Genomic DNA, 26,556 nt, shown 5'->3' with positions numbered 1-26,556 from the left:
TTAAATTTTCATTGATGATACATTTTTTGCAAATTTAAGTTAAGGAAAATTTTTAAGAACAGATTGGGTAAAAAGCGACGCGTAAAGGAGGAAATAAAATTAGGAGATTAATTAGTCGCAATGGAATCTTCTACACATCGGAAAAACCAGTCCAGCTTTACTCCTACGTACCGTGCTTTATGCGCGGTATCCAGAACGATATTTTAAGATGCCGCTGAGCATTTCTATAGCAAGATCCCTGGATACCGCGCATAAAGCGCGGTACGTAGACGAAGAAATTAAGCGCGGTAGGTAGGCGAAAAATTTAGTGGAGGTTTCTCAAAACTGACGATACCTCAGGTAAACAGACCCTGAACGATCGTCAGTTTTTTAAATTTATCATGTACCACTTAAGTTTCTCTACGTACTGCTTTCCTACGTACCGCGCTTTATGCGCGGTATCCAGAACGATATTTTAAGATGCCGCTGAGCATTTCTATAGAAAGATCCCTGGATACCGCGCATAAAGCGCGGTACGTAGACGAAGAAATTAAGCGTGGTAGGTAGGCGAAAAATTTAGTGGAGGTTTCTCAAAACTGACGATACCGCAGGTATACAGACCCTGAACGATCGTCAGTTTTTTAAATTTATCATGTACCACTTAAGTTTCTCTACGTACTGCGATTGCTTATTTTTCTATTCGGATAAACTCAGAAGGTAAAAGTCTTTAGTTTTTAAAATAGATTTGTTATAGCCATTGCGGGTGATTTTTAACATCGCCTGTCCTAACAATTGGGTTGAAGAGATAAATCCAGGTAAAAAATAGCGCAAAATGGGTAATAGAGGTTTTAGCATACTATACCCTAAGCGATATAAACGAGTTCTGCTCTGAATTCCATCCAGGGGTTGAATTATTCCCGGACGAAAGATGAAAACCTGCTTAAAGGGCATCTTGAGTAATTCATTTTCAGTTTGGCCCCGGACACGCGCCCACATCATTGGACTCGTTTCACTGCTATCTGCTCCTTCACCAGAAACGTAGATAAAAGTAAGTTGAGGATTCAATCTCAATAAGGTCTGTGCGGCTATTAAGGTTAACTCTTTGGTGATCCGCGCGTACTCTGCTTCTGTTTTTCCAGCCGAAGGTGTGCCTAGGCAGAAATAACATGCATCGATATGAACCAACTGGTCCTCGATATTCTTATAGTCGAACAAGTCTTTTTGTACGATCTCATGCAGTTTAGGATGAGATTGACCTAAAGGATTTCGCACAACGATGATGACTTTCTCGATTTGGCTATCTAGCAAACTCTCGCGTAATACTCCTTGCCCAATCATCCCACTTGCACCAAATATGATTATCGATTTCATGCTTTTCCCTGAAATTATTTTGTGTTTTGATTCAGAGTAAGGGAACATGCAATAAAAATCCAGTAGCAGGCTGGGCCTTGATTCATCCTGCTGTTAATTTCTTATTTAATAAATGGGGCGGAGGAATTCGACCTTATGTTAGCGTCCACGCTTGGTCAAATTTTTTAGTATCCACCGAAAAAAATCCCGAATGACTTGTCTCACTAGAGTATTTTTACTCATTGTTACGAATATAGAAGGTTCTGATGGTGTGGTTTTTTCTTGTGAAGGCTGGGGCATCTCCATTGTTGTGCTTTGTTTTTTTGCTGCAAGCATTTCGGCAGCAGAGGGAGAGTTTTCCCGGCGAGAATAGCGTTGAAACAAAAGAGATTTGTTAAGCAACTGCTGGACTTCAACCTCAGTTAATACCCCCATTCTTGACTCTGGCGGCCGCATCAAACAGTGAATTAACGGAGTGGGTTCTCCTTCTGCGTCAAGAGCGCTCAAAAGAGCCTCACCAATGCCTAAAGAAGTTAACATATTCTCTGTATCATAATGGGTTGATGGAGGGAAGTTTTGCGCAACTAATTTCATTGCTTGCCGATCTTTTGCTGTAAACGCACGCAGGGCATGCTGAATTTTCAATCCGAGTTGCCCTAAAACAGCCTCGGGAATATCGTTAGGTGTTTGCGTGCAAAAAATTAAGCCTACGCCTTTTGAGCGAATTAATTTAACAATGGTATCTAATGTACTTAATAAGGCTTTACTGGCATTTTTGAAGATCAAATGTGCTTCGTCAATAAATAAAACTAATTTTGGCTTATCGGGATCGCCTAACTCAGGTAGTTGACGGTAAATATCGGTAAGCAACTTTAACATAAATGTTGAAAACAACTGGGGTCGATCCTGCATGTCCATTAAACGAATAACGGAGATAATTCCCTGGCCGTTTCCGTTATATTGTAATAAATCCTCAATTTTAAATGCGGGCTCACCAAAAAAATCTTCACCACCTTGTGATTCCAATTCAACAATTTTGCGCATAATGGAACCAATAGAAGCTGCAGCAACGCTGCCATATTGTGACTCTATTTCTGCATTACCTTCTTTACTTTGTACGTATTGCAATAAAGCTTTAAAATCCTGCAGATCAATGAGCGGCATCGCGGTGTCTTTAGCATATTCAAAAAGAATCGTGACAACACCCGCCTGAGTTTCGTTAATCCCTAACATCCTTGAAAAGAGTAAGGCACCAAAATCAGAAATCTTTGCACGTAAAGGAACTCCTGGAACGCTGCTTAGGGTATACAACTCTACAGGGAAAGCGCGGGGAGTAAAGGATAAGTGCAAGGATTTACACCGTTTCTCAATACCTGGATTGACTTCTCCTGGCATTGCCAAACCAGAGACATCACCTTTAATATCCATCACCAGGCAAGGAACTCCAGCTAAGGACAATTGCTCAGAAAGCACTTGTATGGTTTTTGTTTTCCCACTACCGGTTGCTCCAGCAATCAAGCCATGGCGGTTAAATGATTTGAGTACGAGATTAACGGGGGCATTTTCTAACACCTTATCCTCAGCAAGAATGCCTCCCAGCTGTAACGAAGCTACATCTTTGGGCGCTTGATAAGGAACAGTCAGATCTTCATACATAAAAAACATCCTTGTTGCAGTGAATATTTATTAATTATACTCATTATTTTAGATTATTGCCGGGCAGGTAAGTTTTTAGCAATCCGCTTAGCAATCAATGGTTTTATTTTGAAAAACTTAGTTCGGATTAAGTTTTCTTCCCTGCATTATCCAAATTAACAATAGGGCAGACTATTGAAGACTATCTTCCTGGACAAACGGCTTAACCCCCCAGGGTGGTTACACGTGACATTTTGCTCCATTAGAAGGCATTGGCTTACTCCAGCAATTTCCCGCGGTACTCCAAACTACACACCCATTTGTGCTTAATTATAATTCTTATTGTGTTTAATAAACCCTTAATGTTTTTTTGTTAACCTGTGTTTTTTTAATAGAAAAAAGAAGTATAGAGGGGCAATAGTGGTATGAGTAATTTATTTTTGTTAAATACGGCGAGTTTAGAAGATAAGGATATTTTAAGTATTTTGATGTTGGCAGGAATTACGAAAGGGATGGATTTTGATTCAGCGATTGCAAAAGCACATGCAGGAGTGAAACAATTTCTTGAACTTGCAAAGATATATTATGAACGTAATGAAACAAGTACTTCTATTGCAAAGTTTGCGGTGAGGCCTGGTTTTGAGAAATGTGTCGTTGAGGATGTTCCTGCTGTAAAAAATGAAATACGACTCGTGTGTGATGAACAGGATGGAAACAAATGGTATCTTGTTGCAAAAAAAACCGATGGAAGTCGTTTTGAAAAAGAAATTTCAAAAATTACCGAGGATGAAGCGCGAGAAGGCTATCTTTGTGGGGTAAAATTAGCTGAGCTAAAAAACCATTTAAATCACCAAACAGTAGATACGCTCAATTATCAATTGTGGCCAAAACTGAAATCCAAGTGTTTCTCACATCCCAATCCTCTTCATGAAATAGGTGATCTACTTAGAGCAAATCTTGATACCCCAAAAAGTGACCTGGAAAACCAAAAAATCAAAAACATTCGTAGGTACTTAAATAAAAAGGCCAAAGAGCAAAATACTTCACTGATTATTTATTCGAATAAAGTAGATGAGGATTCATGTGGACGTAAAGAGAGTCAGTATGTTAAAGAAAATTTGGAAAGAGAATTAAGCCAAGACCAACAGTTACACGTACTCTATATTGGAGGAGGGCATGGATGGCCTAAGCATAAATGGAATGGCATGTTATCTGCTCTGAAAACACAACATGTTGAGGAAATCCATAATTGCCTCATAAAAAGGGAAGTTGTGATCAACAGCATAATCTTTGGAAGTTGCTTTAGTGCATCTTATGCAACTGACTTTTCTAGCCTGCTTCATCCTCAATGCGGTGTGATGTTATCTTCCACCGTTTCCCAAGGCGGGACTAATTTTTTTGAAAATACCGTATCGTTTGTATTGAGTGAAGAAAATTCCTGTGATTTTTTTGAAACAATTCCGCGAGCTCCTCAAGTTTCCCAGGCGCCAAGTCCAACAGGAATTTGTATTTCTAATAAAGAAAAGCACTTTGGATTAGAATTAAATGAAGAGGAGACGGGGTTACCCACTCATTCTGCAGAGGATGAATATGAATTAAGCTTAAACATAGTAACACGGTTGAGAAAGGAAAAACCGGAGAGTATTTTTGGTATTTCATTAGATGAGTGTCATGATGAACTCCAAAAAAGCGAATTCAACAAATTGCTGAGTAAAGCGATCGACTTCCTAGAAAGTGATGAGGATATTGAAGATCTCCCCTGTGCGAAGAGAGGTAAGCCCTCATCTGCAAAGGGCTGGAGTCCTTTAGCCAAATTTTCTTTATTTGCCGGAGGAATCATTTTGATCGGAGGTGGTTGTATCCTTTATAGCCAATATAATAAAGGAGGATCATGTGTTAAATAAGTCTTGCTCGGAGATGGGTGTTTAATTTTATGGTTTGGGTAGTATCTGCGTTCAGCCCGCTTGAATGTTCTTTTCTTAACTTAATAACGAAGGACTTTATGTTCTACCTCTACGTCCCGCGATTTGTTCCTGAGAATTCCTCACAAAATCGAAGCAGGAAAACACCTACTCTACATCTACAGGGATGACAGCCCTTTTGACTTCGAGATAGGTGTCCATTCCTTAGACTGGATGGATTCAAGTAACCAATGAATTCTACCTGGTTGAATCTTGTGAGGCCCCTCAGGACTAGTTCGCGGGAATTGCTAAACGGTGTTTTCTAATAAATATGACAAATAAAGTCACACAATGGAAAATATTAGACATAATCAAGTTGATTTTGATAGAGTGATCCAACCCTATTAAAGTAATAAGAAATCTAATGCATGATATAAAACTTTATTCTAAAAATTGGATAACTACCTGCGAAAACGATCTTTTCGCTTTGTTACATGGTTTATCGCGAAAATCGGCAAATTATTCGCGAATTCGCTCTCTTCTCAATATTGTTCGTCAAATTGCTAGTGCCCAAATATCATCACCAGGTTCCCTGACATCAGAACAGGAGACAGCAGCCCAACAAAAATTACTTAATGACCTCTATGAACAATTTCGTGCAGCACTGACTGAAAATAATCAGGGTACTACTTGGTTTACCCGAATTATTGAGCGTTATTGCTATGGTGATCAGGTGCTGTACCAACGATTGAATCATTTTACTCAGCAAGTAATTGGTCCAGTAATCAAATTATCCGAGCGCGTTAGAGACAAAAATAAATTATTGGCAATTGAGTTTCCTGATAAGGAAATGTGCGATATATTTTTGCATCGATCCGGTTTAAATAAAGAAACCGATTCAATAATCATTCATGGAAACAGTGTTTGTCTTCCGGCTTTTTTGTCAAAAAATCAGCAATTAGCCGTTACTTTTCCGACGATTAAATCTAAAGATAACTTTATTTATCTACTTAATTTAGATAAAGCTAGGCTTGTTGCTTCTAATGTCGACGATTGCACACTCTATATCAATGATAGACGCATACATGACACTGGTTCAAAGTTTCATATCGCAGTACTATGTCCCTATTTCGCCGAACGCTTTAAAATACAATATGTATCTCATATGCTTGCTCAAGCATATCGAGATCGTACGAGTTTTTTTAGTCAGACTCAATTTCCTATTGAGTTGGCAGTAAAAATTGCCTCGGATGTATCTTCATCTGAGACAATTTCTATGGATGAGAAAATGCACATTGCCTATGATAGTTTTCGTAGACCTTAAGTTAGCGTTTAATATGATAAGTATACGTTATCTCATCATCAGTTTTGGCTGATGGTTTTTCCACATCAGAACTTGGTTGCTTTCTTGTAGGGATATCGGAGTCGTCCTTGGCAAATAATGTATGTCTGCTTACATTTTTAAAGCCCAAACAATTAGGCTTGGGTCGTTCAGTTGGCGCCCCAAAATCGCAGGTTTTTGTTTGCACAGTGACAGTTTTTTTACCAAGCTCACCTAATCCGTGGTAATAAAGCTCTACAGAGCCACTATTATCTAAGTTGATGGCATCAGTACAACCGAGTGCTGCAAATAAATCTGCAAACTCTTCTGCAGTAACACCGCAGTTACGATCAGGATTATGAATGACCATGACAACAATATTATCGCCATTATTTTTGTAGCCAACCCCAGTACGTGGCAATCGATTTCCATGGTTATTATTTAAATCGGGTGTCTTTAATCTCGTTTCATCCCTTAGAATAATAAATCCGGAGACGGCATTTTTATCATCATAAAAATTGGGATTTGTTTGTAACGTGTCATCAATATCACTATGTGAGATGATTGCTGCTTTTTTATGTGTAGTATCAAAAACAATGGTATCTAACCCAACATTATTCTGATCAAGCACTTTATATGTGGACACCAGCTCCCCATTACTTACCGATAATCCGGCAAGAAAGGTACGTGGTTGTGTTCTAGGGTTGATTTTTTCTCCCACATTGGGTACACCCGTTGTCCACACATTAAACCAGTTCGCATTGACTAATAAATCGGGCTTATCACTACCAGGGTGACCTTGTGTCCAGTTGTCACGCCATTCTTTTAATGTGAATAATGGTGCATCGAATTGACCGCCTGTATAATTATTGCCATAGCGATCGGGAAATTTAGGACCATTAGGAACAAATGTTTTATACTGAGATAATGGAATCTCAACATAATAACCTTGAACTTTTTCACGGTGCGGGTTTTTACTCAAAATTTCATCAAAATTTGGCAGAGATCGGATGTCTTGTACTTCTGTGGCACGAGTAATACCAGCAATTTTTTCATTTACTTTATCTGTTGTTGTATTTAACGGCTTACTAAACACAGGATTTTCCTCATTGTAATTCATATTGGAGCTAATTTTTTGCTTATGATAGCTTGGATACATTAAGGAATTATTAAAAAAGGGCAGTTTGTTTATTTTTTTTGCTAAAACTCAAAGTATGATTTGAATCCATCTCATTGATTAAGTGAGCGTGGGTGTTTCATTCTGTTCGGGAATAAAATCGGCATTTCGCAGAGATGTTCCTTTATCAACGTAAGCAAATGACTCTGTAAAATCACGTAATTCCATTTCAAAAGTAGAGCTCTTAGTCGTGCGAGGATTAGCAAAACGAATATTATTGGTTTCCATCTGGCTATCAAACTAATCTATTTTAAATGGTACTTTGTGCCACTGTCTTCGCAACACGGAGTAAATAACGGGTATATCAAGCCTGTGTGGTGATGTAAGTATAGATAAAATATGGTGTAATAAAACTGCCGCTCTATTTGAGTCATATCATTATGCCAAGTCGTTTGATTACATTATTTTTTACAACTTTATTAAGTTGTCAGATCTCCATTGCAAGCCCATCGAAAGTGTTTCCTCTTCATTTAGAGGTTGCGACCATTCATTCGCTTCATAATGCGCTTGCACAACATCAAATATCATGTTTACAGCTAACCAATGCATATTTGGAACGTATTAAAAAATACAACTTAAGCGTAAAGAGCAAGGCACCCATTAATGCTTTTAGCGAACTTAATCCTTCGGTGTTAATGTACGCACGGCAGTTAGATGATTATTATAAAAAAACAGGTCAGACATTAGGGCCGCTCCATTGTATCCCTGTTATTTTGAAAGATAATATTGATTCTTTTGATACGACCACTACTTCAGGGTCTTTTGCTTTATTGGGGAGTCAACCGATACACGATGCTTTTTTAGTGAAAAAATTACGCGATGCTGGCGCCATTATTTTGGGAAAGGGGGGAATGGATGAGTTTGCCTGGGGAATGTTTGGCATCAGCAGTCGTAGCGGCAGAATTGGTAATGCTTATGATCCCAACCAAAATCCTGGGGGATCTAGTGGTGGACCAGCCGCTGCAGTCAGTGCACATTTTGCTTTGCTTGGTATCGGTACCGATAATAGTGGATCGGTTAGAATACCTTCTGCATTTAATGGCTTAGTCGGACTGCGCCCAAGTACTGGCTTAATCAGTCAGAACGGGATTTTTCCAATGGGCAATCTTGATGGAGCAGCAGGGCCGATTGCGCGTACTACGCAAGACTTGGCTATTTTACTTGATGTGATTGCCCAGCCTGATCTTCAGGATCATAAAACACTCAATATTCCCCGAGTAAAAACTTATTCTACTTTTTTGAAAAGCAATGGCTTAAAGAACAAGAAAATTGGCATTGTACATAATGTAAATGGTATTAATCCATTTAATAAGATGTCTCCACACATTGAAGAAATAATAAAAAAGGCCACAAATGATATGCAAAAAATGGGAGCGACGCTCATCGATATCACACTTCCGGATTTCAATAATGATCGACAATTCAATCAAGCTGGGGAAATCCAGGACGTGAATCAATATCTCGCCTCATTTCCATCGACGAGAAAGAGTTTTCGTGATATTTGTGAATCGAACCGTACAAGAAATTTTGGTTCGATTAAAGATTGCCTGCATTTTATGAAAAACACTGCAAGCAAATTCAGCGTACCTTACAAAAAAGCTTTAGAAAATTTTAAAAAAAATAAGACATATGTGGAGCAGGTTATGAATAAAAATCAGCTGGATGCTTTACTCATGCCGATTACTTCGAATGGATCAGCGACGTATGATGCGATGAAGGTGAATACTTGGCGAGCCCCAATCTCATCTAACTCTGGATTACCTGCGCTCAGTATTAATGTAGGCTATAGTCACGATACACATATGCCTATTGGCGTTGAGTTAATTAGTAAACAATATCAAGAAGGAACTTTAATTGAGATTGCTTATGCTTATGAGACGCAGACGAAGCAAAGTATTCTGCCGCTTATGCCGGAAGAAAATTTGGTTCTATTAAATTTTACTATTCCAGAATTAAATAATTTATTTACGCTCCTCGGTGAAAATGCCTATGAAAAATTTTTAATTCACAGCACGAACTCCAGTCATCTTGCGGATGACCTAACAGCGGAACGATTTAGAGAAATCACAGCCAATACAATTCAGAAATATACGGAATTAATTGGAAAATAAATTGTTTTGACTCATTTTATTTATATAAGTGCTAGGGTCATAAATTACGTAATTTATTGGTATGATGTATTTTTGTTCGTTACATAAAAGGCAGAATTAAGTATTCCAATAGTTTGAGCTTTATATAAAATAGGATGGATTAATTTTTAAGGACAAGCATGTGGTTAAACATCTAGTAGCAATAATCTTTTCGATGATTCTAAGCAACTTAACTTGTGCAGCAGGAACTGAAAAAAACTGTAATAAAGCAGATTGGAGCTGCCATGGTTCTTTTTACTTAACAGGCGGGTATGTATTTGTACATACTTTTTTCAATGACAATCAATTGTCATTATCCCCCCCTGAACAACCAAAAATTAATTTTACACCTCAGGATGCTTTTCCTAACAATGGGAACGGGATGCGTTGGGGGTTTGGATCAGGCTTTGGTGGCAAGTTACCCTTCACTTATGAATTGGATTACAATCAAATTTTTACTCATTCAAAAACAAAAGATGGATTAAAAATTTCCAGATCAAGTAAGTCATTGGTAGCTATCATAGGCTATACCCTTAATCCTAAAAATAGATTAAGAGCCAGTTTGGTTGGTGGCGCCTCAGTTATCTCGACATACCTGACAGCGACTACTGTTGCTCCGCGTGAATTTTTTTCTCAGAACACAAACTCTGTTGACGTGGATCCTTTTCTTGGCGGCTCATTATCTTATCAAATTAACTCTAGATTTGCGCTGAGAGCAGTTGAGTTTTATGATTTTGCGACTTACAACAGAAGCGCTAAAGGTGCTGCAGTGACTCTGTTAATGCTTAATTATTATCCGGAGTAATTTGTTATTCCTTTTGCTTTGGGTTGCTGCATCTCAATGTTTCAACAACATTGTTAATGTGGTAATCCACTATGAGTATGGAACATTAATGAATGGTATATATATATGGGATCTATGGATAGAATAAATTTATTTCGCGAATATATGTTTATTCGAGGTGCTTACGTTCGTTTAATCAACTATAATTTTTTTAATAAATTTTTTTGGGTAAATAAATGATAAAGGAATGGATTTCATTTTCATTCAGGAGGAGTATTATTTTTATACTTCTTATTTTTGCTCAACTATCATTTGCCCAGCCCACGGCTAATCAATCACCTATTAGAATAGGAAGCAGCACTGCTTTAGAGGGACCAGCGCAAACTCTAGGGCAAGGCATGACCCTTGGAATAAAAACGTATTTTTCCAGAATAAATGCTGCTGGTGGCATCAACGGTCAAAAATTGACATTGATTGTCTATAATGATTCATATGAACCTTCGCTCGCTGCACCAAACATGCGTAAATTAATTATGCAGGATCAGGTCCTGGCTGTCATCGGCAATGTGGGATCACCAACTGCGGTGGTTTCGGTACCTATTGCGGAAGAATTGAAAACACTGCTCTATGGGAGTTATGCTGGAACAGAAGTGCTGCGTAAAAGGCCACCCGATCGGTACGTTTTTAATTTTCGTGCAGGCTATGCGGAAGAAACCGCGGCTATGGTAAAAGGTTTATTGAAGGCAGGAATTAAACCCGATGAAATTGCATTTTTTACGCAAAATGATTCGTTTGGGGATTCCGGTTATTTTGGCGCTATAAAAGCATTAAAAGAAGAAGGGTATAAAGATTCAGAAAAATTAACGCATGGCCGATTCACCAGAAATACATTAAATGTGGAAGAGGGGCTATCCGAGATACTGGACGCAAAAAAAATGCCAAGGGCGGTTATTATAGTAGCCCCTTATCTGCCAGCTGCCCGATTTATTCAGTTGGCAGTTGACGATCTGCCAAATACCTTGTTTCTTAATGTTTCTTTTGTGGGAAGTGAAACCTTAATCAAGGAGCTTGGGGTATTGGGAGATAACCGCGTGATAGTGACGCAGGTTGTTCCTAGTTATGATTCGGATCTTCCTGCTGTCAAAGAGTATCGAGAAAGTCTAAAAAAATATGCAAATGACGCCCGCCCAGGCTATATCTCATTAGAGGGCTATCTTGCGACAAAGTTGTTTGTCCTGGGATTACAACGAGCTGCGGACGCGAATCAATTGACACGGGAAGGGCTTATTGATGTGATGCAAAATATGCGTGATGTGGATATAGGCATCGGTATTCCCATCAGTTATGATAAAAACAATCATCAGGCATTGCATACGGTTTGGCCTACTATATTAAGAAATGGAAGATTTATCTCTTTTGAATGGACTGAATTGCATTCGTTAGTTAAAGAATAAGTGGAAGGATTACTAATGAACAGAAAACTAAGATTATCATTGGTCAATGTGTTTCTGTTATTTTATATTCTTACCGTTATTTTTACGATGATTCTTAGCTTTGCTGCACTCTATCTTAATCATAGACTGCTTCAGAATCAAAACCTTCTATTAACAGTTAGTTCAATTGAAAGCGCGCGATTTAAAATGAGTAATGCACGAGCTCAATTTTTGGCACGACAACAAAGTATTTTAACAGTACATGAAGAAAATGATTTATCTAAACTGGAGCCTCGTTTACCGATAGAGGCAATTTTTATTGAGGGTGAGGAAAATTTAGCTTCTGTTACCAATAAAGTTTCCTCTGTCTTGCAGGCAATGCATAATCTTAAAGTGATCTATCAGGAATTTTTAAAAATTGATGATCGGTTATTGACATTGACCCAATCGCTTTTGAAAGCGAAAAATGAGTTGGCGAATCAAAAAAAAATTATTGATCAGCAAATTAAAAATATTCACAATCAGTCAGAGAATATCAGTGGTATTTTAACCTATCAATATAAAAAGAACATACGTCAACTTCGTGCTTATTTCCAGGAGGGAAAACTGTCACAAAGCGACTTGCTTAAAGGAGCATTGGAGAATCTGATTTTAAGTAATGCTGCTGATGCCCATCGCATTGACCAAAAAATTAATACAGAGCTGTCACAGCTCATGGCATTAATCGAAGAAATTGCCGATGAAGAAAATTCGGATGAGTTAAATAATTTAAAAGATAATCAACTCTTACAGCTCATTCCTTTAACGCGCAGTAAATTGCAACAATTAAGTAATTTATTACAGTATAATCCACAACTACAGCAAGCCGCATTGAACTTGGGCAATCAATTTAATTTGGTTGTTGATCAATTAACCAAAGGTTCAGGAAGTATCCTTGCTCTGCGAAAAGAGCTCAATGATCTCCAATTGCAATTACAACAAAATCATATGGAGGTAAAAGAAAATTTAGCTTCGCTCTCAAAACAGTTCCAAAACTTGGATGAAATAACCAAGAACTTAAAGGATCAATCACTACGGACTTTCCATAAACTGATTGCAACCAATCGTAATATTATGATTGTCTTGCCTCTGGGCATACTTCTATTCATCAGTATCGTAGGATACTTTTTGTATCACGCCATTTCCAGGTCATTGGGAAGTTTAAGCGCTGCAATGCATAAGATCACCAAAGACAAAGTCGGATTAGAGCAACGTTTAAGTATGACACCCTATGATGATCTTAACCGAGTCGTTGGAGCCTTCAATAGTATGGCTGAAAGCCTGCAATATACTCAAGATCATTTGCACGAATTAGTGGAGTCAAGAACTAAAGAGCTGAAAAATGTAAATCAGAATCTGGAACAGTTGGTGGTGCAATTAAATGAAGCCAAAAAAGACTCAGAAGTGGCCAATAAAGCGAAATCTGAATTTATTGCTAATACCAGCCATGAATTACGCACACCACTTAACGCCATTATCGGTTATTGCGAATTATTGCATGAAGAGATGGAAGATGAGGGTCATGAGATGTATATAGAGGACCTCAAAAAAATAGAATCTTCCGCCAAACATTTGTTATTCCTCATCAACGATATACTGGATTTATCGAAAATCGAAGCGGGTAAGATGGATATCTTCCTGGAGGATGTCAAAGTTCCCGATATGATTAAGGAGCTGGAAGGCATAATCACTCCCTTGATGAATAAAAATAGGAATACATTTAAATGTGAGATTGATCCTAATGTAGATGTCATGCATACAGATCTCGTGAAAGTCAGGCAATGTCTATTAAATTTAATAAGCAATGCGGCTAAATTTACTAAAGAGGGTACAATTACGTTATCGGTGAAACCGATAACGAGTAATGGTAAATCATTCATACAATTTGCTGTCAGTGATACCGGGATCGGTCTGACCCGAGAACAATTAGGTACCTTGTTCAAGGCATTCTCTCAAGCTGAGTCCTCGACAACGCGTCGATTTGGTGGTACCGGATTAGGTTTGTATCTGACCAAAAGCTTCTCTAAAATCATGGGAGGCGATGTGAGTATCGATAGTGAATATGGTAAAGGCTCTACTTTTACTATTATGTTGCCACTAATCAGCACAGTTGGTGTTGAGAAAATATCTCCGGTAAAATTACCGGAATCGAAAACTCAAGAAAAAATAGCAGCCAAAACGGTTCTAGTAGTAGATGATGATCCTAAAATACATGAGATAATGCAAAAAACTTTAGATAAGGCAGGAATACGAGTATTGCATGCATTCCATGGAGAAGAAGGCCTTTCTTTGGCAAGAAAATATCAACCTGACTTGATTACTCTTGATGTGATTATGCCTATGATGGATGGCTGGGCCACTTTATCGGCGTTAAAGTCTGATTCCAATCTTGCTAATATTCCCGTGATTTTGGTTTCGATGTTGCTAGAGAAGGACTTGGGTTTTGCTTTAGGTGCCGTGGACTATCTCAATAAGCCGATTGAGCCTAGGACACTTATGGAGAAAATTGAACACGTATTGCCTCAGGACGCTATCAAATCGGTATTAATTGTGGATGATGAAGAGGATGCGCGAAATATTATTCGACGATCGATTAAAAAGTCTGGTTGGAACGTGCTGGAAGCTAAAAATGGCCGTGATGCTTTAGCTGTTTTAGCGCACCACACTCCTTCAATTATTCTCCTCGATTTAATGATGCCAGAAATGGATGGTTTTGCTGTGATTAAAGAATTACAAAAACATGAGAAATGGGCTCAAATTCCTGTGGTTATCATAACAGCAAAAGAATTAACCCGGGAAGAACGGGACTTTCTAATCAATTCGAGCAAAGTTGTTTTACAAAAAAATTCCTATAGTCGCGAACAACTTATTGGAACGATAACGGATCAGATTGAACAAATGCTTAAAAATCGTTAGGAGATTTTGTCATGGTAAAGATTTTAATTGTAGAAGATAATGAATTAAACCTCGATATGCTATCAAGACGTTTGCAACGTAAAGGATATGAGATCATGAGTGCAGTTGATGGGGAAAAAGGAGTGAGCATGGCAAAAGCTGAAAATCCCGATCTCATTTTAATGGATTTAAGCCTCCCTGTTTTGGATGGATATGATGCGACACGGCAACTTAAATCCGATCAAAAAACCAACTCGATCCCAATTATTGCTCTAACAGCGCATGCCATGGTGGGGGATAGGGAAAAAGCGGTAGCAGCAGGCTGTGATGATTATGAAGTGAAACCCATTGATCTTCCTCGTCTTCTTGAAAAGATTGAGCGATTAGTGAAAACCGGTTGAGCCATAGTATATTTAAACTCAATGAGGACAATCATTAATGGATTTCGATAAAAAGGCAAAGCAGGAGCATAATTCAACCTTGATGCGTGAAAGAGAGGCTTTATTTGCTAGTTTACGTAGTGAATTTTCCACGCCTCTTGATGTTATTGTTGGCTATGCCGAAATCTTACTTGATGAACTTGCATTCCATCACCTTGAAACGTATGAAGATGATCTTAAGAAGATTTTACAATCAGGGAAACTCTTACAAAGTCGTGTAGATGAGGTGTTAAGCTTTAGCACTACTGCTGGAAAATCAAAAGCGTTTAATTTGAAATCATTCAGCAGCGAATTGCAATTTAATTTGCTTACGCCACTTAATTCAGTTATTGGTTATTGTGAACTGCTTTTGGATGAAGAGCTCACAGACGAACAACAAGAGTTTATTCATGATATTGGAAAAATTCTGCTAGCCGCGAAATTGTTCATTATTTACATAAATGAAATAGATAAATTAGCCCAAATACAATGGAAGGGCACCGATCTATTAGCACAATTTAAAAAATCGAACATTATAATTCATGATGTGATTATCTCTATTCCTCCACTTGACAATAAAATTACCTATAAGCCTATACCTCCCAAAGGTTCTATTCTTGTTGTTGAAGATAATGAAATGGCAAGAGATTTATTAATACGTCGCCTAAAGCATTATGGGTTTAAGGCAACACCTTGTAGTGATGCTTCCAAAGTACTTGATGAACTAAGTGTTGGTGATTTTGATTTAATACTTTTATCAATTATCACATCAGGAGTAAGTGGCTTTGATGTTTTAAAAAGAATAATGGGAGACAGCCGTTATTATTATCTTCCTGTAATTGTTATTTCTCCTCTCAAAGAAATTGATGCCGTAGTACGATGTCTTGAGCTGGGAGCGGATGATTATCTTCTTAAGCCATTTAATCCGGTTATTTTTAAAGCGCGAATCGAAGCTTCTATAGAAAAAAAGATACTAAGGGATAAAGAAAAACTTTATCTTATCCAAATACAAGAAGCCAAGAAAAGATCAGATGATTTATTGCTCAGTATTGTGCCGAGTGCTATTGCAGAACGTTTAAAACTAGGTGAGCAAACAATCGTTGAGCGATTTCCCTCTGTAACCGCCATATTTATTGATATTGTTAATTTTTCTCATTTGGCAGATAAACTGAGTCCGGGTAAATTGATCGGAATGTTGAATACTATATTTTCAACCATGGATGAACTTACTGATCAATTCGGTCTTGAAAAAATTAAAACAATAGGCGATTGCTATATGGCGGTGGCAGGTGCTCCAATAAACAATCAATTTCATGCGGAAGTCGTTGCTAATTTTGCATGCAGTGTGCTTGAAAAGATAAATAGCATGAATGAAATCCTTCATTTTCCCATCCAAGTACGCATAGGGATTCATACTGGAGCTGTAGTAGGTGGTATCATCGGAAAGAAAAAATTTTCTTATGATCTATGGGGGAAAACCATCAACTTAGCAAGCCGTATGGAATCTCATGGCGAGTCAGGTCGAATCCATGTAAGTGAAGCAACATACCAAATCCTGAAAGATCGATTTGAATTTGAAAAGAGAGGAACTATATTGGTCAAAGGAGTTGGTGAGATGGCAACTTATTTTTTAATAAAACCCCATAATGGATAAATGATGAAACAGAGTTCTGTTTCATATAACTTCGTTCTGAGGTCAATCGTGGTTTGAAAACCTTACTCGAGTATTTGAAATTGGATAGTACCCCACCTACTTTGGAGGTACTTATAGAAAAGTTTCTCTCTTCTTCTGCAATTTTAGATCCTCAGGTGTCGCATATGCTTTTTGACAGCACTCATTTTGCTGTGGCCCTTAAAGACAATGGAATTGACAAAATTTCATTGCAGATAACAAAGAAATTAGTTTTTCTGAACTTATGCTGGCATGTATGGAAAAGATTAGGATAACAGGAGTGAATGAAAATAATGCCATGATAGCCCAGCAACTCATACTAAGAATGCAGTGGCTGCAGTTTGAAACCGATTGATTCTTAATTAGGTATTAAAAATCAATCGAGCCTGTTTCATTACCTCGGATGGCTACATCTTGGATTCCTTTCTTGCGACAAAACGTCCGACCATTTGTCCAATAATAACGGCTAAATAAAATTGTCCTATTAAAGATTCAATCCAGGTAATCGTTTGAGCAATTGGTTTCAGAGGTACAATCTCACCATAACCTACGGTTGTTAAGGTAATAAATGAAAAATAGATTGCTTGTGATTCATGTTTGGTGATTAAACCAGAAAACGAACCTGGACTTAACAATTCCAAGAGTAAAAAAATAAGCAAAAGTGAGTCCAATAAATAAATAAATAAATAAACTGAAATCAAACCAAATAAGGTTGTGAGACTAATGGTTTGATCTTTTGTAATATAAAGACAAAAATAATTCTGCAAAATCAGATAGATAATAACTAAAATAGTTCTGAATACATACATAAACTGCTCACTACAACAATAATGAAGCATCTATGTATCGCGCAAAGCCTGGGAATGGATGGTCACACGCCCTATTTTTTAGTGCCTCTCCAACAGCCTTTTTATAATTTAGTGATGGTAGTTAATAGGCAACATCAATACATGAGTGGAATCGTTCATTGGTGCTGTGATCTCTTCCCCATTCCGCATAGATGACATGGCGGCCAGCACGTGCAGGTACCGTACAGGTCATATGAAATTTATTGCTCTTCTTATCAGCCCAAATGGTATTCTTATCTTGAGGCGGATTTTTATCATCCCATGCGAGTTCACAAAAGGGTTCTGCCTCAAAATCACTCCATTTCAGGGGTAGATTTCTATTAAATTGATAATCCGCTTTGGTAATCCAATACCGAAAATGTTCCGTGTCACTAAAGTGGGGGCCATAAGAAACATCCCAGACAAATTCTTGCATGTTTGAGGTTATTTTGTTGGTTGGCCAATTAATGGCAGCATCCCAGGGAGAAGCTTTTCCTTTAAATGTTTCGCTTCCAAAGCCGCAAACGTGTTTTGGTAGATTGTCATTTTGATAATAACCCCTGGTATGGCTTAATACGCTCATAAACTGGTAGACATCATGATTATAGCTGCCATCTTCCTTTGTTAAAATGGGGCGGCATTCTTCATAAGGAAGTTTGTTGCCAGGTTCAATATGATGGGGCTGAGTCACTTTGCCACAGAAATACTCACGAGACATTGGTTTTTCTATAAGTCCGTGGCTGTGTGCTGATTGTTGAAATAACATTAAAAAACATGCGATCAATAATGCGTCTAAACGAATAAAAAACATATTAACTACTCAATAAATATAAAATTAGGGTCAATTTAACACAAAAACAGTTGGCATGCATCATTTTGGCCAATATAGTAGAATTGCTAACAGACCCTATTTATGTTCGATCACATAAATTACCCCATTAAAGTCATCGGATAGATACAATTCACCCTCTTTACCTTCGACGACATGTACTGGTCTGCCAATTACTTTACCGTTTTTGAGAAATCCAGTAATAAAATCATTTTGAGTTATAACTCCATTTTCAAAAGTTAAACTAACTACTTTATAACCGACCTTAATAGAGCTATTCCAGGAGCCATGAAAGGCAACCACTGCCTTATTATACAATGGGGATTGGGGATTTTTTATAAAAGTGATGCCTAAGGGAGCCTGATGGGCAGCAAATTTTAAAACAGGAATTTGTGATCGATTAATCATTTGTTCTTGCCCATTACCAAATTTTGGATCTGGCACGCGATCACCGTTTGCATAAGGCCATCCATAAAATTGATTTTCCTGAATTAGATTTAGTTCATCGGGGGGAAAATTGTCGCCCAAATAATCACGACTATTTTCGGTTGCATAAAGTCCTCCATCTGTGGGTGACCAATCAAATCCAACGGCGTTTCGTAGCCCTGTTGCATAAACTGTCACATGATCCTCTCCTGGCTTAAACCGAGAGATAGAGGCCCTTAAGGGATTTTTTTCAATACAGACATTGCAAGAAGAACCAATAGATACATAGCCATATCCATCAGGACCAAACTTAATGGTTCTGGTCCAATGGCCGCCATCATCCGGAATATTTTTAATTATTCGTTCATAACGACCAATGGTGCGCCCCTCTTTTGCATCATATTCGACTCGTCCAATAGCATTTTCTTCTGCGACATATAAGTAGTTCTTGTAAACATCCATACTGTGAGGATTGTTCAACCCCGAAAGCAGTACTCGTTTCTGGTTTGGTTTTTTATAAGGTATGAGGAGTACGTTTCCTTTTGGAGGTTCAGTTACAAGCAAATCTCCAGACTCAGTAACGTACATAAATCGGGGGCTATCCAAATGTTGAACATAAGGTTTAAGTATAAAATCATTCTTTAGATCAATACTTTTAGGAGGTTGAGGTTTTAAAAATGGAAAAGATCCGCCTAATACTTCAGAAATTGAAATATTAAATCCCAGGAATGGTTGAAACAAGTACAATAATCCAAAACTCACCAAAACAACCAACAGACTGTAAAACAGTTTTTTCATGTTAATATCCAGTTTATTAAATAGTGATATATTATGTCTCTTAAACGTACTGTATCGTTATTCTGATGATTTTTAATAATATGCGCTCTCTTCATCTTAATAACTATGAGTGTCCTAGTGTATGAACATCCTGACAATAGATGATCATAATCAAAATTCTCACTTGCAAAGAATGCAAAATGCGATCGAAGGTCAGTTAATCATATCAAAAAATTTATAACTTCCAGAAAGAAATCGTTAGACAACAAGGAATTAACTGAAAATGAGATAAAAATATTATCAACTGATCACAATGTAGAATTTTTTATGATCTTATTCTTTCTTACCGAAAATGTTGCGCTGGAGTTTCTAAGAAGAGAGGAAACGCCATATCCATATGAAGTGGTTGTGGTGAAACAGATATGGAACAATAATAAAGCATGGCAGTGAAATCAGGTTCCAGTACTAATTATGAGTTTTTAGTCGATGCGACGGTTAAAGTGAAGAACCATATTGATTTCTCGCTATTTTAAATATATTAATAAGTTATGGCTCATTTTTAATTAATGGTCACTAATGAAACTTATAATTAATAAAAAAAATAGTATGGAGTCAATCACTCTGGATCTTGATGCAACAACGGGAGTTCGTGAGTTGTTATTCATTCTTTATAGTTATAGGGGTAAATTTTACGAACGTTTTTCTTTTAATGAGTATCAAAAATTCATTTCAATATATGAGTGTCTTTTATATGGGGATCGTTTTAAAAATAAATTGCTCCCTGGAACTCATTTAGCTGATTATCAACTGGTGGATCCATGTTATTTGACTTGGGAAGAGTTTACTGAGAGTCATTGTCCTTTAACTCATCTCAGCTCAGAGCGCATAGACAGTAGAGTCTATTTTTGGCAAGCCAATATAACACCAGGTGAACCTAAGATTGAAAATGAGTCTTTGTTGCTTCATACCATCGAGAATACGCCAGGCACTCCTTAATCGCAGGACCTCTTATATGAGGTTGAATACTTTCTCTGTAAATTCTTTGGCTAGCTTTAATTTTCTAAATATTTATTTTAGTCGATTCAGTTCGCAAGAAATTTAATCAAAAGATTTGACACGTTTTATCGAATTCATCGTATGCAGGGAGATTTTGAGTGGGGAAAGTTTGTTTCGTCGCTTTAGGCTTGGAGGATATAAATAAAGGGTTCGTTTGAAAGCCCGTTGTGAAAGGTTCTGCTTCTGTGCTGTCCAGACTTGATTTAGGTTGGGGACGATAACCTAAACTATTCAATAAATCAGAGGTTGAATCTTCAGAAACAACATCCATCTCTGTATTGTTATTTGATGTAGTAGTTACAATTTCTTGTTGTTTAAAACGATATAGATTCATTAAAACAATCGCCGATTCAAGCACCATCAATGCTACTCCAAGTGCAGGGTTAAGGGCAAAACCTAAAGCAACAAACAATCCTGCTGCCACTAAAGTGATTGTTGAATTATAGGTTAAACTCACGCATAAATTTTGGACAATGTTTTGCTTCGTTTTTGCTGCGACATCAAATGCAGTTGCAATAGAAAATAATCTTCCTTGCTGAACCACTATGCCTGCATATTGCTGTGTAATGTCATCACCAATTTTCGATTGAACAGCAATACCGAGATTGGAGTGCTTAATGGCTGTGAGATCATTGAGCGCGTCACCTACCATAGCCACTTTATAGCCATCATGCTTTAACTGTTCAATATAACTTTCTTTAGATATCTCGCCAGTTCTCGTGACAACACCTACAGTATTCGCAAAAATATTCTTTTTAGGGATACGCAATAATTTTGCATATTTTTCTGCGGTGGCTTTATCTGCACCGGTACAAATATGTACCGTTTTACCCAGACGCTTTAATTCGTTTACTGTAGCAATGGCATCTTCACGTAATGGATCCATTAAGGCGATTTGTCCTACTACTTTCCTTTCACGAACAATATAGATAGAACCGTCTTCAGGGTTATTATAGTTTCCAAAATCTGTGATATGATTCGCAGCAAGCATGTCTTTATTGCCGATTATGAATGTTTCACCCTTTATCTCACCTTTACCCTTGATTTCAGCTTTAATGCCTGAATGATGGGGGTTCTCTTTATCAACAGTTATGTATAATTGATCATCTGCAATGAAGCCTCGAGATTCTATATGATTCTTAATAATTTCTCCTATTGGATGCTCAGATTTACTTTCTAATAACGCGACACGACTCCAGAGCTTTTCATCATCAATCTTAAACTTCACTACTTGAACGTTTCCTTGAGTCAGCGTGCCATTTAAATCAAAAACAACGGTATCAATATCAGCTGCTGATTGTAATGCTTTACCGTTCTTAAAAATAATTCCATTTTCAGACGCCTTTTGCATACCGATTTTAACCGCTAGGGGTGTAATCAAGCTTAAAGCACATGGACATGCACTCACAAGAACCGATATAACACATTGAATTGCAAGCGCGGGATTAAACACTGATCCTATAATAATGCCTGAGAGCAGCGCTATTCCAAGCAAACTAGGAATAAAATATTTCAATACCTTATCTGCAAAGAGTTCTACAGGAGCTTTCTCATCATTCGCTTTATTAATATTTTCTGCCAATAATGAAAGGTACGAGTTTTGATAGGTTTTTGTAACCCGCATTTCCAATGAAGGAATATGATCGGCTAAACGCATGCCGGCTTTGACTTCATCTCCCGGTTTAAACTTCTTGAGCTCAGGTGAACCATCGATTCGTGTGGTATAAAGTAACGCTTCTGTGGTTAATACCCCATCAACAGGAATAACTCGTCCTTGTTTAATGAGAATTATATCGTTTGGAATGATGTGCTTAACTGAAATCTCTGTATTCGAAGCTTTTAATTGAACTAATGGATCCACACAATCACGAACATCTAATTTTTTAGTGATTTTACCGATTAAGGTATGTTCAATGCCTTCGCCTAAATGCCAAAAACCTAAAACCAAAGGTGCTGCCTCAAACATCATGGGCAGTCCGGGAATAAATATACTAGCAATAGATACGGCAACGATGGTTAAAGTACTTATCGTATATAAAGTTGTCGTATCCCATTTTTTTTCAAGCAATGCATACCATGATGATTGATAAACAGTGTAACCCAAATACAGGGTCATCAAAGTAGTCAGTCCGGTTAAGGCATAATAGGCAAGAAGAGGAATATTAAAACTTCCCACAGCAAGAACGAGCATGCCTATTCCCCAAATCAAACCTAATGCAGCTTTGACCCAATGATTTTCATGCCCATGAGAATGTCCGTGAGAGTGTCCGTGAGAATGGTCGTGAGAGTGTCCGTGAGAGTGTCCGTGAGAGTGTCCGTGAGAATGGTCGTGAGAATGGTCGTGAGAATGGTCGTGAGAATGGTCGTGAGAAGGCTTATGATGCGTTTTTTTTCTTCTCTTTTTAACGCTGCCAGTAAGCTCCGGCTTCGTTTTAGTTACCTGATCGTTAGGCGCCATTTGCTCTTCAAACCACAGTGCTTCTTCCTCCATTTCATCGCACAACGTAATTCCTTCTTTCCACAAAACGTGGGTCATTGCTGATTCTATGGCTTGAGCATTTTTGGATTCACATAGCAAACTGATGCTTTTATGAGGGCTGGTCAAATCGAATGCTATACGTACTAAGCCCGGGCATTGGGAATGATTCAACATCTGTTCAATTCGTGTTGCAGTTTGCTCAGGATTGTGCAGCTGGATGTCATCTGGAAGGCGGAATCTATAATTATAAAAATACATTGGTTTCCTCCATTTAAAGGACAATAAAAGCGAACTCTCCTGACTTAATCAGTTGTACATCAATATGAATTTCAGATAAGTCATTGATAGTCACAGTAACTTTTAAACCTTAAAATTAGATAAGATCCAGTAAGCAAAGAAGATTTTCCTGTCCTTAAATCCTATAGGACAATGATTATTAATTATTTGCAAACCAACCCTTTGAAAGTGTTACATTGTAACATTCTATTGCCAAAGAACAAGTCACATTTAATAATTTTTATGCCAATAGGATTTCTGTTAAATATTTAGAGGTATTTGTTTAATTATTTTTCGGTAAAATAATGACTGTGATACAATAGTATTTGATCTATTAAACCTAAAAATGATTGATGAAATATAATTTGTTGGACAAGGCCTATAAGCATTGCATAAAGCATGGTTATCGATTTACAGAACCGAGAGAGCGTGTCCTCAAAATTTTAGTGGAAGAGAGAAAGCCTCTTGGGGCTTATGAAATCCTGCAAAAACTATCCGAACAAACTGAAAACCCCAAGCCGCCCACGGTTTATCGAGCCATTCAGTTTTGGCATCAAGAAGGATTTATTCATTGTATTGATAGTCTGAAATCCTATGTTGCGTGTTTGCATGGACATCATATAGGGCAGGCCCAATTCCTCATTTGCAGCCAATGTGGTTTTGTCAAAGAATTAGAATGCGTTGTGGATTTCTCTGCCCTAACAGAATTTGCGAATTCAATTCAATTTTCAATTATAAATTGTACAGTGGAAATTAAGGGCTTATGTGCCCGTTGTAAGCGGACTCAAGAAGTTAGCCTTTCACTATAAAAATTACAGCAATTACAATAAAGCCGACGATCAATCCTGGTGGATAATTAATTTTTTCTGATATCGAAAAGATAATTCATTCCTGTCAATTTTATTCATCAGTACTATTATTTATAAATAATAAGTAATCGAGGAGTGCTATAATCATGGCAGAGGAAGAAATAACAACAACCTCATGGTTTTCTCGATTAAAAGATGCTTTTCTTGGCATTTTTATTGGAATTGCCTTGATTATTGGTGCTATTGTTCTTGTGTTTTGGAATGAAGGACACAGTTTGCATATGGCGCAATCTCTGGAGCAAACCAAAAGCGTTCTCATTTCAGTACCTAATACCCCTATAAATAAACAAAATAATCTTAAAGTGGTTTATTTAAGCGGCTTGGCGACTACCAGAGATACTTTAGTCGACGCCCTGTTAGGCGTATCAATAAATGCCATCAATCTCCATCGCAAGGTTGAAATGTATCAATGGAAACAAAAAACTGAAACGAGAACTGAATCGCAACTGGGCGGATCAGAAAAACATGTAACAACCTATACCTATGATAAAGTCTGGTCGGAAAGTTCAATCGACAGCTCTAATTTTAAAAATCCCACAGGACATCAAAATCCAACCATGCCTATTCAGTCACAAACGAACTATGCAAAAACCGTAACCGTAGGTGATTTTTTGCTGCCCGAAGCTTTAATTAAACAAATTGATGTCAGTAAACCAGTAAGTTTAACTAAGGTTAATAAAGAAACTCTAAAGAACAAATTGAATAAGCCAGTCACTCTGAGGAATAATGAATTATACTTGGGACAAGATTATCAAAATCCCCAGCTGGGAGACCTGCGCATTACTCTATCGGTGATTGAACCACAAACAGTGAGTATTATTGCGCAGCAAACAGGAGAGACTTTTCAGCCTTATTTTGCCCCTGCAGGACAAAGTATTATGCTTTTATCAACGGGGCAACATTCATCCGATGAAATGATTGCTCAGGCTCAATCAGAAAATACTCTCCTTGCATGGGGTTTGCGTGTATTTTCTTTACTCCTGTTGATAGGTGGATTTTCTTTAATCCTGAAACCATTGGTTATTTTAGCTGATGTCATACCTTTTTTAGGAACTATTGTAGGATTTGGCACTGGATTTATAGCGCTCCTCTTAGGTTTGTGTGTGTGGCTCATTGTCACTGCAATTGCCTGGTTTGCTACCCGACCGCTCCTCTCCATTAGCTTATTAATTATTGCAGTCGTTGGTGGTTATCTATTGATTCAGTTAAAGGCTAAGAAGACTAAGGATTCACTTCCAGAAACTGGGCGTAATTAGTGTGAGTCTTTAATATGGGTGTGCAGCATCTAACAGGGTGCCATATACCTGTGAAGCTCCTGGTGGTTACACTAATTGCATTGTGCATATAAAGACCCATCAGTAAGAGGGATAAAACCTATAACTCGTTGGTTTTGAATCCGCTGCATGGGTTAACTCACTGATTTTTTGTTGCAGTTCGCTAATTTTCTCGTGTTGTTGCTCAATTACTGTTTTTTGCTGTTGTTCTTTCGCTTGCAGTCTTTTAAAGAGAATGTAAAACACATAAAGAGCCGCATAGTGTTTTGTAGAAGTAGTTTGCAATTTTTTTTGATTTTCTTCTTGTTGGTTTGTTAATGAACTCAGTTCCTGCTCTTGTTCTGAATTTATCTTTTTTTGAACTTCATTTTGTTCTATTAGTTCAGGTACTAAAAGGGCATGTTGATGTTCCGTGCAAATTTGTTCGGCAATATCTTTAATTCGTTCATTGGAAGTGTAGGTGCATATATTAAATCGCCTTAAAACTTCATCATTTAAAATTTCCCCGGAATTACAAAGCTCCCCGCCAAGATAACTATCACTTTTTAAGCCTGATAAATCAAGGGTAGTCTTTTTGGTATCTTCGGGTTTACTGTAGGTTATTCTGTAAGTTTTGTGTTTTGGGGTATCTAAAAGAAACTTAAGATCGATTAATAATTGAGAAATTTGATTCTTGTTCTCTTCTAATTTTGAGGGTTCAAAAGAAGTTTTTTGGTCGAGTAGTTCTTTTAGGGAAGTTATTTCATGCAAAATATAATATAAGAACGGTCTTCGGCCGCTGTCTGAGCATTGTTTAATGAGATCATTCAAGCGTATTTTAAAATGGATGTTTTGATTCTGAATTATTTCTTTAGCGCAAGAGAGTGATTTTTCTCTAAGAAGATTTTCATCAGTTGCAACGACCAATTTTCTCACTTTGGGTTGACTGTCGTGATAGCGAACTACAACAGCAGTCAAAGAATAAAGTAATTCTTCTAGTCTTGTCATGTAAAATTCCTTATAAAGCTAA

The 26,556-nt window shown here is 37.6% G+C and carries 20 protein-coding genes; 11 read left to right on the top strand and 9 right to left on the bottom strand.

What is annotated here, in order from left to right; all coding sequences use genetic code 11:
- Positions 1-675: 675 nt before the first annotated feature.
- Together FOLKNPGA_RS16260 and FOLKNPGA_RS16255 are read right to left on the bottom strand one after the other, a co-directional pair.
- Entirely contained in the window at positions 676-1,350 is a 675-nt protein-coding gene (locus tag FOLKNPGA_RS16260) for an NAD-dependent epimerase/dehydratase family protein (protein ID WP_182350866.1), read from the bottom strand.
- 138 nt (positions 1,351-1,488) lie between these two features.
- Entirely contained in the window at positions 1,489-2,985 is a 1,497-nt protein-coding gene (locus tag FOLKNPGA_RS16255) for a helicase HerA-like domain-containing protein (protein WP_182350865.1), read from the bottom strand.
- A 404-nt stretch (positions 2,986-3,389) separates the two neighbouring features.
- Between FOLKNPGA_RS16255 and FOLKNPGA_RS16250 the strand changes: the two genes are divergently transcribed.
- Together FOLKNPGA_RS16250 and FOLKNPGA_RS16245 are read left to right on the top strand one after the other, a co-directional pair.
- Entirely contained in the window at positions 3,390-4,868 is a 1,479-nt protein-coding gene (locus FOLKNPGA_RS16250) for a hypothetical protein (protein ID WP_182350864.1), read from the top strand.
- Positions 4,869-5,289: 421 nt separating this feature from the next.
- On the top strand, positions 5,290-6,189 hold the full coding sequence (locus FOLKNPGA_RS16245) for a hypothetical protein (RefSeq protein ID WP_182350863.1): 900 nt from the start codon (positions 5,290-5,292) through the stop codon (positions 6,187-6,189).
- A gap of 1 nt (position 6,190) precedes the next feature.
- Here FOLKNPGA_RS16245 and FOLKNPGA_RS16240 read toward each other — a convergent pair whose 3' ends face one another.
- Both FOLKNPGA_RS16240 and FOLKNPGA_RS16235 read right to left on the bottom strand, forming a co-directional pair.
- A complete protein-coding gene (locus FOLKNPGA_RS16240) occupies positions 6,191-7,282 on the bottom strand; it encodes a phosphodiester glycosidase family protein (protein WP_232890154.1) in 1,092 nt (363 codons plus the stop codon).
- A gap of 141 nt (positions 7,283-7,423) precedes the next feature.
- Entirely contained in the window at positions 7,424-7,591 is a 168-nt protein-coding gene (locus FOLKNPGA_RS16235; protein ID WP_182350862.1) for a hypothetical protein, read from the bottom strand.
- A 152-nt stretch (positions 7,592-7,743) separates the two neighbouring features.
- Here FOLKNPGA_RS16235 and FOLKNPGA_RS16230 point away from each other — a divergent pair, with 152 nt between their 5' ends.
- The 6 genes from FOLKNPGA_RS16230 to FOLKNPGA_RS16205 all read left to right on the top strand — a co-directional run bounded on the left by FOLKNPGA_RS16230 (position 7,744) and on the right by FOLKNPGA_RS16205 (position 16,716).
- Positions 7,744-9,474, top strand: coding sequence for an amidase (locus FOLKNPGA_RS16230; protein WP_255466003.1), 1,731 nt, complete (start codon positions 7,744-7,746; stop codon positions 9,472-9,474).
- A gap of 160 nt (positions 9,475-9,634) precedes the next feature.
- Entirely contained in the window at positions 9,635-10,297 is a 663-nt protein-coding gene (locus tag FOLKNPGA_RS16225; RefSeq protein ID WP_182350861.1) for a hypothetical protein, read from the top strand.
- 215 nt (positions 10,298-10,512) lie between these two features.
- Positions 10,513-11,730, top strand: coding sequence for an ABC transporter substrate-binding protein (locus FOLKNPGA_RS16220; RefSeq protein ID WP_182350860.1), 1,218 nt, complete (start codon positions 10,513-10,515; stop codon positions 11,728-11,730).
- 15 nt (positions 11,731-11,745) lie between these two features.
- Entirely contained in the window at positions 11,746-14,664 is a 2,919-nt protein-coding gene (locus tag FOLKNPGA_RS16215; RefSeq protein WP_182350859.1) for a response regulator, read from the top strand.
- Between the two features lie 11 nt (positions 14,665-14,675).
- Complete coding sequence (locus FOLKNPGA_RS16210; RefSeq protein WP_182350858.1) at positions 14,676-15,044, top strand: response regulator; 369 nt, start codon at positions 14,676-14,678, stop codon at positions 15,042-15,044.
- 37 nt (positions 15,045-15,081) lie between these two features.
- The gene (locus FOLKNPGA_RS16205; RefSeq protein ID WP_220471041.1) at positions 15,082-16,716 is read left to right on the top strand and encodes an adenylate/guanylate cyclase domain-containing protein; all 1,635 of its coding nucleotides are present in this window, start codon (positions 15,082-15,084) and stop codon (positions 16,714-16,716) included.
- A gap of 425 nt (positions 16,717-17,141) precedes the next feature.
- Here the strand turns inward: FOLKNPGA_RS16205 and FOLKNPGA_RS16200 are convergent, their stop codons facing one another.
- From FOLKNPGA_RS16200 to FOLKNPGA_RS16190, 3 genes are all read right to left on the bottom strand, one after another.
- On the bottom strand, positions 17,142-17,543 hold the full coding sequence (locus FOLKNPGA_RS16200; RefSeq protein ID WP_182350857.1) for a two pore domain potassium channel family protein: 402 nt from the start codon (positions 17,541-17,543) through the stop codon (positions 17,142-17,144).
- A 121-nt stretch (positions 17,544-17,664) separates the two neighbouring features.
- Entirely contained in the window at positions 17,665-18,372 is a 708-nt protein-coding gene (locus FOLKNPGA_RS16195) for a lytic polysaccharide monooxygenase auxiliary activity family 9 protein (RefSeq protein ID WP_182350856.1), read from the bottom strand.
- Positions 18,373-18,468: 96 nt separating this feature from the next.
- A complete protein-coding gene (locus tag FOLKNPGA_RS16190; protein WP_182350855.1) occupies positions 18,469-19,614 on the bottom strand; it encodes a sorbosone dehydrogenase family protein in 1,146 nt (381 codons plus the stop codon).
- 555 nt (positions 19,615-20,169) lie between these two features.
- On the opposite strand from FOLKNPGA_RS16190, the gene FOLKNPGA_RS16185 reads away from it, so the two are divergent.
- A complete protein-coding gene (locus FOLKNPGA_RS16185; protein WP_182350854.1) occupies positions 20,170-20,589 on the top strand; it encodes a hypothetical protein in 420 nt (139 codons plus the stop codon).
- A 106-nt stretch (positions 20,590-20,695) separates the two neighbouring features.
- On the opposite strand, the gene FOLKNPGA_RS16180 is transcribed toward FOLKNPGA_RS16185, so the two are convergent.
- Positions 20,696-23,386, bottom strand: coding sequence for a cation-translocating P-type ATPase (locus tag FOLKNPGA_RS16180; RefSeq protein ID WP_182350853.1), 2,691 nt, complete (start codon positions 23,384-23,386; stop codon positions 20,696-20,698).
- 371 nt (positions 23,387-23,757) lie between these two features.
- Between FOLKNPGA_RS16180 and FOLKNPGA_RS16175 the strand changes: the two genes are divergently transcribed.
- On the top strand, positions 23,758-24,213 hold the full coding sequence (locus FOLKNPGA_RS16175) for a Fur family transcriptional regulator (RefSeq protein WP_182350852.1): 456 nt from the start codon (positions 23,758-23,760) through the stop codon (positions 24,211-24,213).
- 146 nt (positions 24,214-24,359) lie between these two features.
- Positions 24,360-25,529, top strand: coding sequence for a TMEM43 family protein (locus FOLKNPGA_RS16170; RefSeq protein WP_182350851.1), 1,170 nt, complete (start codon positions 24,360-24,362; stop codon positions 25,527-25,529).
- A 99-nt stretch (positions 25,530-25,628) separates the two neighbouring features.
- On the opposite strand, the gene FOLKNPGA_RS16165 is transcribed toward FOLKNPGA_RS16170, so the two are convergent.
- Positions 25,629-26,534: a hypothetical protein gene (locus tag FOLKNPGA_RS16165; RefSeq protein ID WP_182350850.1), complete on the bottom strand. Its 906-nt coding sequence runs from the start codon at positions 26,532-26,534 to the stop codon at positions 25,629-25,631.
- Positions 26,535-26,556: the final 22 nt, after the last annotated feature.

Source organism: Legionella sp. PC1000, assembly GCF_014109805.1.
GTDB lineage: Bacteria > Pseudomonadota > Gammaproteobacteria > Legionellales > Legionellaceae > Legionella > Legionella resiliens.
Note: the sequence above shows the minus strand (reverse complement) of the source record. Positions and strands in the feature narration are given on the sequence as shown.

Coding starts and splice junctions, on each gene's coding strand:
- FOLKNPGA_RS16260 (WP_182350866.1), bottom strand. CDS start 1,350: ATGAAATCGATAATCATATTTGGTGCAAGTGGGATGATTGGGCAAGGA.
- FOLKNPGA_RS16255 (WP_182350865.1), bottom strand. CDS start 2,985: ATGTATGAAGATCTGACTGTTCCTTATCAAGCGCCCAAAGATGTAGCT.
- FOLKNPGA_RS16250 (WP_182350864.1), top strand. CDS start 3,390: ATGAGTAATTTATTTTTGTTAAATACGGCGAGTTTAGAAGATAAGGAT.
- FOLKNPGA_RS16245 (WP_182350863.1), top strand. CDS start 5,290: ATGCATGATATAAAACTTTATTCTAAAAATTGGATAACTACCTGCGAA.
- FOLKNPGA_RS16235 (WP_182350862.1), bottom strand. CDS start 7,591: ATGGAAACCAATAATATTCGTTTTGCTAATCCTCGCACGACTAAGAGC.
- FOLKNPGA_RS16230 (WP_255466003.1), top strand. CDS start 7,744: ATGCCAAGTCGTTTGATTACATTATTTTTTACAACTTTATTAAGTTGT.
- FOLKNPGA_RS16220 (WP_182350860.1), top strand. CDS start 10,513: ATGATAAAGGAATGGATTTCATTTTCATTCAGGAGGAGTATTATTTTT.
- FOLKNPGA_RS16215 (WP_182350859.1), top strand. CDS start 11,746: ATGAACAGAAAACTAAGATTATCATTGGTCAATGTGTTTCTGTTATTT.
- FOLKNPGA_RS16210 (WP_182350858.1), top strand. CDS start 14,676: ATGGTAAAGATTTTAATTGTAGAAGATAATGAATTAAACCTCGATATG.
- FOLKNPGA_RS16205 (WP_220471041.1), top strand. CDS start 15,082: ATGGATTTCGATAAAAAGGCAAAGCAGGAGCATAATTCAACCTTGATG.
- FOLKNPGA_RS16200 (WP_182350857.1), bottom strand. CDS start 17,543: ATGTATGTATTCAGAACTATTTTAGTTATTATCTATCTGATTTTGCAG.
- FOLKNPGA_RS16195 (WP_182350856.1), bottom strand. CDS start 18,372: ATGTTTTTTATTCGTTTAGACGCATTATTGATCGCATGTTTTTTAATG.
- FOLKNPGA_RS16190 (WP_182350855.1), bottom strand. CDS start 19,614: ATGAAAAAACTGTTTTACAGTCTGTTGGTTGTTTTGGTGAGTTTTGGA.
- FOLKNPGA_RS16185 (WP_182350854.1), top strand. CDS start 20,170: ATGAAACTTATAATTAATAAAAAAAATAGTATGGAGTCAATCACTCTG.
- FOLKNPGA_RS16180 (WP_182350853.1), bottom strand. CDS start 23,386: ATGTATTTTTATAATTATAGATTCCGCCTTCCAGATGACATCCAGCTG.
- FOLKNPGA_RS16175 (WP_182350852.1), top strand. CDS start 23,758: ATGAAATATAATTTGTTGGACAAGGCCTATAAGCATTGCATAAAGCAT.
- FOLKNPGA_RS16170 (WP_182350851.1), top strand. CDS start 24,360: ATGGCAGAGGAAGAAATAACAACAACCTCATGGTTTTCTCGATTAAAA.
- FOLKNPGA_RS16165 (WP_182350850.1), bottom strand. CDS start 26,534: ATGACAAGACTAGAAGAATTACTTTATTCTTTGACTGCTGTTGTAGTT.